At 61.5% G+C, this 6,747-nt stretch carries 10 protein-coding genes and 1 pseudogene; 6 read left to right on the top strand and 5 right to left on the bottom strand.

The window, feature by feature from the left end:
• Positions 1-57: 57 nt before the first annotated feature.
• Together EV691_RS24055 and EV691_RS23515 are read right to left on the bottom strand one after the other, a co-directional pair.
• On the bottom strand, positions 58-498 hold the full coding sequence (locus EV691_RS24055) for an AraC family ligand binding domain-containing protein (protein ID WP_243649671.1): 441 nt from the start codon (positions 496-498) through the stop codon (positions 58-60).
• Positions 485-757, bottom strand: a complete 273-nt coding sequence (locus tag EV691_RS23515; RefSeq protein WP_165496622.1) for a hypothetical protein — start codon at positions 755-757, stop codon at positions 485-487. The genes EV691_RS24055 and EV691_RS23515 overlap by 14 nt, the downstream gene beginning before the upstream one ends.
• A 528-nt stretch (positions 758-1,285) precedes the next feature.
• Between EV691_RS23515 and EV691_RS22790 the strand changes: the two genes are divergently transcribed.
• From EV691_RS22790 to EV691_RS22775, 4 genes are read left to right on the top strand one after another with little or no spacing between them, the layout of a single operon-like run.
• On the top strand, positions 1,286-1,735 hold the full coding sequence (locus tag EV691_RS22790) for an antitoxin Xre/MbcA/ParS toxin-binding domain-containing protein (protein WP_089169991.1): 450 nt from the start codon (positions 1,286-1,288) through the stop codon (positions 1,733-1,735).
• A complete protein-coding gene (locus EV691_RS22785; RefSeq protein ID WP_131302044.1) occupies positions 1,732-2,169 on the top strand; it encodes an RES family NAD+ phosphorylase in 438 nt (145 codons plus the stop codon). The genes EV691_RS22790 and EV691_RS22785 overlap by 4 nt, the downstream gene beginning before the upstream one ends.
• Before the next feature lie 53 nt (positions 2,170-2,222).
• Positions 2,223-2,405, top strand: a complete 183-nt coding sequence (locus EV691_RS22780; RefSeq protein ID WP_131254713.1) for a hypothetical protein — start codon at positions 2,223-2,225, stop codon at positions 2,403-2,405.
• A gap of 29 nt (positions 2,406-2,434) precedes the next feature.
• Positions 2,435-2,830 carry a hypothetical protein gene (locus EV691_RS22775; protein WP_131302041.1) on the top strand — a complete coding sequence of 132 codons (396 nt, stop codon included), beginning with the start codon at positions 2,435-2,437 and terminating at the stop codon, positions 2,828-2,830.
• A 413-nt stretch (positions 2,831-3,243) separates the two neighbouring features.
• Here EV691_RS22775 and EV691_RS22770 read toward each other — a convergent pair whose 3' ends face one another.
• The gene (locus tag EV691_RS22770; protein WP_131302038.1) at positions 3,244-4,143 is read right to left on the bottom strand and encodes a LysR family transcriptional regulator; all 900 of its coding nucleotides are present in this window, start codon (positions 4,141-4,143) and stop codon (positions 3,244-3,246) included.
• Positions 4,144-4,251: 108 nt separating this feature from the next.
• Here EV691_RS22770 and EV691_RS22765 point away from each other — a divergent pair, with 108 nt between their 5' ends.
• On the top strand, positions 4,252-4,998 hold the full coding sequence (locus tag EV691_RS22765) for an SDR family oxidoreductase (protein WP_131302035.1): 747 nt from the start codon (positions 4,252-4,254) through the stop codon (positions 4,996-4,998).
• A 90-nt stretch (positions 4,999-5,088) separates the two neighbouring features.
• On the opposite strand, the gene EV691_RS22760 is transcribed toward EV691_RS22765, so the two are convergent.
• Positions 5,089-5,346 carry a hypothetical protein gene (locus EV691_RS22760; protein WP_090625628.1) on the bottom strand — a complete coding sequence of 86 codons (258 nt, stop codon included), beginning with the start codon at positions 5,344-5,346 and terminating at the stop codon, positions 5,089-5,091.
• Positions 5,347-5,644: 298 nt separating this feature from the next.
• Between EV691_RS22760 and EV691_RS22755 the strand changes: the two genes are divergently transcribed.
• Complete coding sequence (locus tag EV691_RS22755) at positions 5,645-6,118, top strand: hypothetical protein (RefSeq protein WP_131302032.1); 474 nt, start codon at positions 5,645-5,647, stop codon at positions 6,116-6,118.
• 269 nt (positions 6,119-6,387) lie between these two features.
• On the opposite strand, the pseudogene EV691_RS22750 reads toward EV691_RS22755, so the two are convergent.
• A pseudogene (locus EV691_RS22750) lies at positions 6,388-6,704 on the bottom strand (HU family DNA-binding protein).
• Positions 6,705-6,747: the final 43 nt, after the last annotated feature.

The raw sequence follows: 6,747 nt of genomic DNA, 5'->3' as shown, positions 1-6,747 counted from the left end.
CGCCCGTTGCCGGACTTCAGGGGAATACTTCGTTGCTGTCTTCATGGCTCCATCCTCTCAAAGGTTGGAGCCTCCGAGAAACCCGGGGCGGTTCAATGCCACCGGGCTGCTTCGTGTGCGCATGGCGTGGGCGATCCCTGCGGGCATCCACAAGGCGCGTTGCGGCGGCACCAGCCACAGGCCGCTGTCCGTGCGAACTTCCATGATCCCGGAAACTGCGTAGATGAGCTGCCCACAAGCATGGGTGTGCCGCGGCACGACATGTCCCGCTGGATAGTCCTTCGCCATGACCACGATGGGGCGATCTGCACTTTCGTAGTCGCGCCTATCTACACTTTTTGCCAAAACGGAAATCCACGTATTGCGGTCGTTTAAGGGCCTGTTGACGTTTCGAACGAGAGGCGTTGATGAAGAAGAGTAAACCCGCAGAATTGAGGTTCCCATACCGACAACCCTGCAGGTTTGCAATTGTCCCGATTGATGTTCACTGACGAACACTGCTCGAAGCTGGGAACGGAATCGCCCATCTCGAAACAGGTATCGAAAGTACGCTCGCCCAGGTCCTCATGGCCGAGATCCCACAGGCGTAGGTGGTTATTTCTTCGACCAGCCCGTAGCGGTAGGCCAGCTGCACAAACTCGATGCGGGCCTTGGAGCCTCGCGTGCCGGTACTGCGCACCGCGTTGCACAGAGCGTGCAGGCGGCGGACGGTTTCGATGTGCGGATGGGCTTGCTGGGCGGATTTGTGGTGTTTCATCCGATTTTCGCGAGAAACTGATGAACAAGGCTGTCGAGATCGCTCCGACCGAAAAGCTCAAGACCGTGATGCGCGCCATTCGTGCCACTATCGTCAAGCCCGTCCCCGGCCGACCAGGCGCCTGAAATGCTCTCGGCTCCCCACCTTCTGCTCAATGAAGTGTGAAGGAAAGAAAAATGAAAAATCGCTGCTGGCCGCTGTTCTGGTTACAGCCCCAGAGGAAAGCGCATTCGGGGTATACTGCACGAATGGCGCACGGCGATCAGCTCGTTCGCCATGATCGGCGATGGCCAGGATTGGGACGAGGAGGACTGTGGCTGGCAGGTGGTATCGGCGCGGGGACAAGCTGAACCGATAGGCAAGCGCTGGGCCGATCAGCCCTGAGAAACGCAGGAGAAAATTTCTCCCTGCTGGCGCTCATTCCCAGCAGGCAAAATCGCCTCGGGATGGTATGGCAGATGGGGCTGTTGTTTCTTTCGGTAAATGCCGGATACAATCCGGTAAATGCCGAACTAGGAGGCTACCCCCATGCTTGCTGAAGTCCTGCGTGACCATGGCTACACCGCATACCGGGCACGTCTTCAAAGCCTGCTGGACATCCCGGAGTCGGCAACCGACTTTGAAATCCACACCCGGATCACCAAGGGCTTTCCTGCGACCCGCCTGGTGCAGCTGACCGAGGCCGGGGTGGTCACGCCGCTGGAGCGCGATCAGATCATCCCCCTGAGAACCCTCAAGAGCCGCATCGAGCGCGATCAGCCGTTGACCGTGGAGGAAAGCGACAGATTTTTTCGCGCTGCCCATATCACGGCAATGGCCGAGGCTGTCTTCGGCGACCGCGAGAAGGCCAAACGTTGGCTCTCCAAGCCCAAGGAGCGGTTTTCCGGCCTGACGCCCATGCAGATGCTCACCACCCAGCAGGGCACCAGCCAGGTGGAGGAAATGCTGCTGCAGATCGTCGAAGGCCTAGCCCTGTGATTCTGTGGCGGATCAGCGCCTACGCGGACCTCAGCGGAATCGGTGGCCTGCGCGCCAGTGGCCGGTGGCACCACCTTGGCAGGCCGGTCGTTTACGCGGCGGACAGTCCTGCCGGTGCGATGCTGGAGGTGCTTGTCCACCTGGAAATCGACCCCGAGGACTTCCCCACAACGCTCCAATTGATCCGCATCGAGCTTCCGGACCCGGTTTCGCGGGCCGAGCTTCCACCGCTGCCGGAGCACTGGAAGTCTGACCCGGAAGTCACGCGCGCCTTGGGAGACCACTTTCTGGATGGGCGGAGCGCTCTGCTGCTCCCGGTGCCGAGCGCCATCATCCCTTGCACGACCAACTACCTGTTCAACCCGGCGCACCCCGAGGCTAGTGGGGCGAGCATTCACGTAGAAAAATTCCCCCTCGATTCCCGCCTCATCTAGCCGATCCGGTCATGAGTACCTTCGCAGCTTTCTTGGCTTTCAGGAGTTTCACCATGAGTATCTACGAGGAGATGAAGGCCGATCTCAAGGAGTTGGTCAAACTGGTTCGCCAAGCCGAACAGTACAACGCCGCGGTTGGATATGGTGCGCTCCGGCCGGATGAAGATACGAACCGGCTCCACCTGCAGCGCGCCGTTCGAATTGATGAGCTGTCTCGAAAGTACGGGCTTGTTTAAGCCCTCGAAGTCACAAAGGAACTTCCCCCATGAATACCCACCAGCAACTCCTACAAGAACGGCTGCGCTGGCTCGAAGAACAGCCCGACGACTACCGCAGCGGCTCCCTCGACAAAGCGGCCCTGCTGACGATGACCACCGAGGCCCTGGAGTCCATCGAAGCCTTGGAGCGCGCCGCCGAGCTTGTGACGCGGTATACCTTGTCCGGCGAGGCCTGGGTCAGCCCAGTACCGGCCCGGGCGCTGGAGGTCCTGACTCAACTCATCGACCTGGGAGTACGGGCCGAGGCTGGCTCGGAGGCAGCTGGCTTGGCCCTCGATGCTGAAGATCTGGTGCTGCGATCCTTTGAGGATGCGCTGGAGTTGGGCGAGGAGCGCCTGGCGGAAGCCAAGGAGGCGGATGGCGCCCCAGACGAGAATGGGTGAGTCCGGGTGCCGGCCAATTGGCCCCGAGAAGCGCGTGAGAGGATTTCTTTCTCATTCCAAACTGGCAGCGAGGCGGCCGCCGGCGCAGCGTGACCGGCCTGACCATTGTGAAGCATTGAAGCGCTTACGCATTGACGTGTTGAAGCGCGCGAGCATTGAAGCATTTACGTGTTCTGACAGAGCCAGACCCAGCCGATATTTTCTGCCTCGATTCGCCAGGGCGCAGTATCTTCAGCCTCCTTTGCGATACGTTGTAAACGCCATGACATGGCCGCAGCCAGATTTCGCTGGCCGGCGAGCAAGCAGAAGGAGCATCAGGAAGCCCGCCGCTGGGTTTCCCCCCACGAGCTGGTGATGGTCGACGAATTCCAAGACGTCTCCCGGGCCCGCGCGCGGCTGACGCGGGCGTTGGTTCAGTTATCTTCTGCAGCAAATGTGTTGCTTGCCCATTCGATAAATGCACGCAACCGAGGGGACGGCAGCCGGGTACGCGTATACACAATATTGACCGGGCTGGGCAATGGCGGAAAGAGTTCCAGCAATGGGATGAGCTTGCCAGTAGCAAAGTAGTCATCCAGCCGGTAGCGCGGAGCCTGGATGATGCCGAAGCCGGCAAACGCAGCACCGACATAGGAATCCGCACCGCTGACCCGCACGCGCGTGGGCAAGGTGACGTGGCGGACGCGCCCTTCGTGCTGGAACTCCAGCGGCAGCAACGCGCCGATGGCGGTGGATTTGAAGCCGACCATCACGTGGCCGTCCCCCTGGAGGGCGTCGATGTCCGTCGGTGTGCCGTGCCGTTTGCAGTAGTCCGGCGAGGCTGCCGTGGCCTCGGCCAGCAGCGTCAGGCGGCGTGCGATTAGGTCGCTGTCGCGTAACTTGCCTACACGGACGGCGCAGTCCACGCCTTCGCGCACCAGGTCGACATAGCGATCGCCTTCGCTGACGTCCAGCTCGATGTCCGGATAGGCGTCCAGGAACGCGGGAAGCCGGGGAAACAGCAGGAGGCGCGCCAGCGTGCCGTGCACCTCGATACGCAACGGCCCGCGTGGGCGCGTATTGCGGAAGGCGCCTTCGGCATCCTCCATATCGGCAATCAGACGCAGGCAGCGGCCGTAGAAGACCTCGCCTTCCAGCGTGGGCGTGACCTCGCGCGTGGTCCGCTGCAGCAGCCGCACGCCCAGGCGTGATTCCAGCGCCTTGATGGCATCAGTGACCGTCGCCCGTGGCAGCGCCAAGTCGTCTGCAGCCCGGGTGAAGCTGCGGCGCTCCACGATCCTGGCGAAGACCCGCATGGCGTCGAAGCGGTCCATTGTCCGGATTTCCGAATGGTGTTCGCGGATTCTGCCAGATTATCCGAGTGTCACAAATGGATAAGGTCTCTCCGCCGCCAATCCGGCGGTCCAATCGAGACCTCCCTCATGAACACGCAAACGCATTCCCGTCCGGTCGCCATCGTCACTGGCGGCTCGCGCGGCATCGGCGCCGCCATCTCCGAACGCCTGACCGTCGATGGCTACGCGGTAGTCATCAACTACGCCGGCCGGCGCGACGACGCCGTGGCCTTGGCGAGCCGCCTCGTTGCCCAAGGCGGCGCGGCCGTCGCCCTACAGGCCGACGTCAGCGATCCGGTCGCGGTGCAGCGGCTGTTCGACGCCACCGAGGCCCGCTACGGCGGTGTCGACGTGCTAGTCAACAATGCCGGTGTCATGGACTTGGCGCCGGTCGCCCAGGTCGACGATGCCGCCTTCGACCGACTGGTCGCCATCAACCTCAAGGGCAGCTTCAACGGCATGCGTGAGGCAGCGCATCGCCTGCGTAGCGGCGGCCGCATCATCAACTTCTCCTCCAGCGTGATCGGCCTGCGCCTGGAAACCTACGGCGCGTACTCGGCCACCAAGGCGGCGGTGGAAGCGCTCACCACCGTGCTGTCCCGCGAGTTGCGTGGGCGCTCGATCACTGTCAACGCCGTAGCGCCGGGCCCCACCGCCACCGATCTGTTTCTAGAGGGCAAGTCGCCCGAACTCATCGAACGGATGGCCAAAATGAACCCGCTCGAACGTCTGGGCACGCCGGCCGACATCGCCGCGGTCGTGTCCTTCCTTGCCGGCCCGCAGGGCGGCTGGATCAATGGCCAAGTCATCCGCGCCAACGGCGGCATGGTCTGAAACTCGCCGCACGGTCGAAGGTATCAGCCAGGGAGCCATGCGAAAATCAATCAATACTTCAATACATCAATGCGCAAGCACTTAAGTGCTTCACTCTGAAACAGGTATCCCTTCGCGACCGAGGATGGCGACAATCTCGTTCAACTGGTCCGCACCCCACTCTGGCGACTGGCCCAGCACCGCGGCGATATCTTCGAGTGCAGCTTTGTAGTGTTCGCGCCTTGTGGCCACCTGAGAGGCAGGCTGGGCGGGCGCTGCCTGCTCGCCTAAGTCGTCGACCAGATTCTCAAGCTCGATCAGTGCATCATCCACCAGGCTCTGCACAGGGGCGGTGGTTTCGTGGGTCATTGGCTCTTCTCCTTCAGCTTGCTTAACGGTTGTTGAACGTGGCGATGAGTGCTGCTCGGTATTCGGTTTGGCCGTGCGTGCAGCAGGTACAAGCCAAGCTATCGCGTGTTGAAGGAATCCCAAGCTGTGACGAGTGCCGGCGATGGTGCGGCTAGCCGATGATGTCGTGAGCGTTGACGTATTGAAGCGCTGAAGCAAGGAAGTACTCGCGGGTTGCTTCGTTGAAGCATTGACGTGTTGAATTTGGATTCTCCGGGCCGCTGGCATCCTGGGTGCACACTGCACAGGAGGTCATTCCATGAAACCTGATCAACTCCACACGTTCCTTAAACTCTGCTCGATAGCCGGCCCGGTGCTGGAATCGCTCATGGCCCCAACGGTCGAGGCGCTTGTCTACAGGCACCAGCGCAAAGCGGCGGCCATGCTGGTCGACCTCGGCACGGGAATCGGCGTTGCCGACGGTGCGTTGTCGCTTGCGGGCTGTGTCTGCAGGCTGCTCGCCCCCTACCGAGTCGAGGCGGAAAATATCTGCTGGACCTATCGGGATGCCGAGGGGCAGTGGGGGAGCTTCGAATTGCGCGACCGTGCCGTTGTCTTCGGCCAGGTTCCCCGTCAGAGCGAATATGGAGCCATCGATTTCGCCATGGATTTCCTTGGGCACAAAGGCGCTGCCCCGATTGATCTGGTTGGGCTCGCCATGAAAGGACAGGAGCAGCGGCTTGCCGAGGTGAACCAGCATTGGCTCTTCGCCGTAGTCCTGCACCTGCGTTGACCTCTGTGCCATCCTGGAGGCATCCCCATCCTGGATGGGAATGGCGGCTTGAAACAGAAAGGGCCAGGCGAACAGGAGCGGCCGGTTACCAGCCTGGCCGCGGCGCTTACGTTACTGAAGCGCTTATGCGTTCAAGCAATGAAGCGCTCACGCAATGAAGCAATGAAGTACGCACGTATTGAAGTATTGGCCAGCCGATATTTCCGGCTCGAATCGGCAGACTACGCGCAGCGCTCGTTGGCTATCGGCTTGCAGATCAGCTGCTTCAATCAGTTCAGGGCGTCTTTCAGGCCCTTGCCTGGCTTGAAGCCCGGCAGCTTGGCGGCAGCGATTTGGATCGCGGCCCGGTCTTCAGATTGCGACCTTCGCGGGCAGCACGAGCCTTCACGGTAAAGGTGCCGAACCCCACCAGGGAGACCCCGTTACCCCGTTGCAGAGCCGTGGTAATGCTGGCGGTGAAAGCGTCCAGAGCGCGGGCAGCAGTGACTTTGGGCAGGTCGGTGGCGATCGAGATGACGTCGATGAGTTCGGCTTTGAACCGCCCCGGGTTTCCCGGAGGCTCCAACCTTTGAGAGGATGGAGCCATGAAGTCAGCAACGAAGTATTCCCCTGAAGTCCGGCAACGGGCG

This window comes from Azotobacter chroococcum, from assembly GCF_004339665.1.
Classification (GTDB): domain Bacteria; phylum Pseudomonadota; class Gammaproteobacteria; order Pseudomonadales; family Pseudomonadaceae; genus Azotobacter; species Azotobacter chroococcum.
Note: the sequence above shows the minus strand (reverse complement) of the source record. Positions and strands in the feature narration are given on the sequence as shown.

Excerpts from the sequence above, each read along its gene's own strand:
- EV691_RS22790 (WP_089169991.1), top strand. The coding sequence starts at position 1,286 with ATGCTTGCTGAAGTCCTGCGTGACCATGGCTACACCGCATACCGGGCA.
- EV691_RS22775 (WP_131302041.1), top strand. The coding sequence starts at position 2,435 with ATGAATACCCACCAGCAACTCCTACAAGAACGGCTGCGCTGGCTCGAA.
- EV691_RS22760 (WP_090625628.1), bottom strand. The coding sequence starts at position 5,346 with ATGACCCACGAAACCACCGCCCCTGTGCAGAGCCTGGTGGATGATGCA.
- EV691_RS22755 (WP_131302032.1), top strand. The coding sequence starts at position 5,645 with ATGAAACCTGATCAACTCCACACGTTCCTTAAACTCTGCTCGATAGCC.
- EV691_RS22780 (WP_131254713.1), top strand. The coding sequence starts at position 2,223 with ATGAGTATCTACGAGGAGATGAAGGCCGATCTCAAGGAGTTGGTCAAA.
- EV691_RS22765 (WP_131302035.1), top strand. The coding sequence starts at position 4,252 with ATGAACACGCAAACGCATTCCCGTCCGGTCGCCATCGTCACTGGCGGC.
- EV691_RS22770 (WP_131302038.1), bottom strand. The coding sequence starts at position 4,143 with ATGGACCGCTTCGACGCCATGCGGGTCTTCGCCAGGATCGTGGAGCGC.
- EV691_RS23515 (WP_165496622.1), bottom strand. The coding sequence starts at position 757 with ATGAAACACCACAAATCCGCCCAGCAAGCCCATCCGCACATCGAAACC.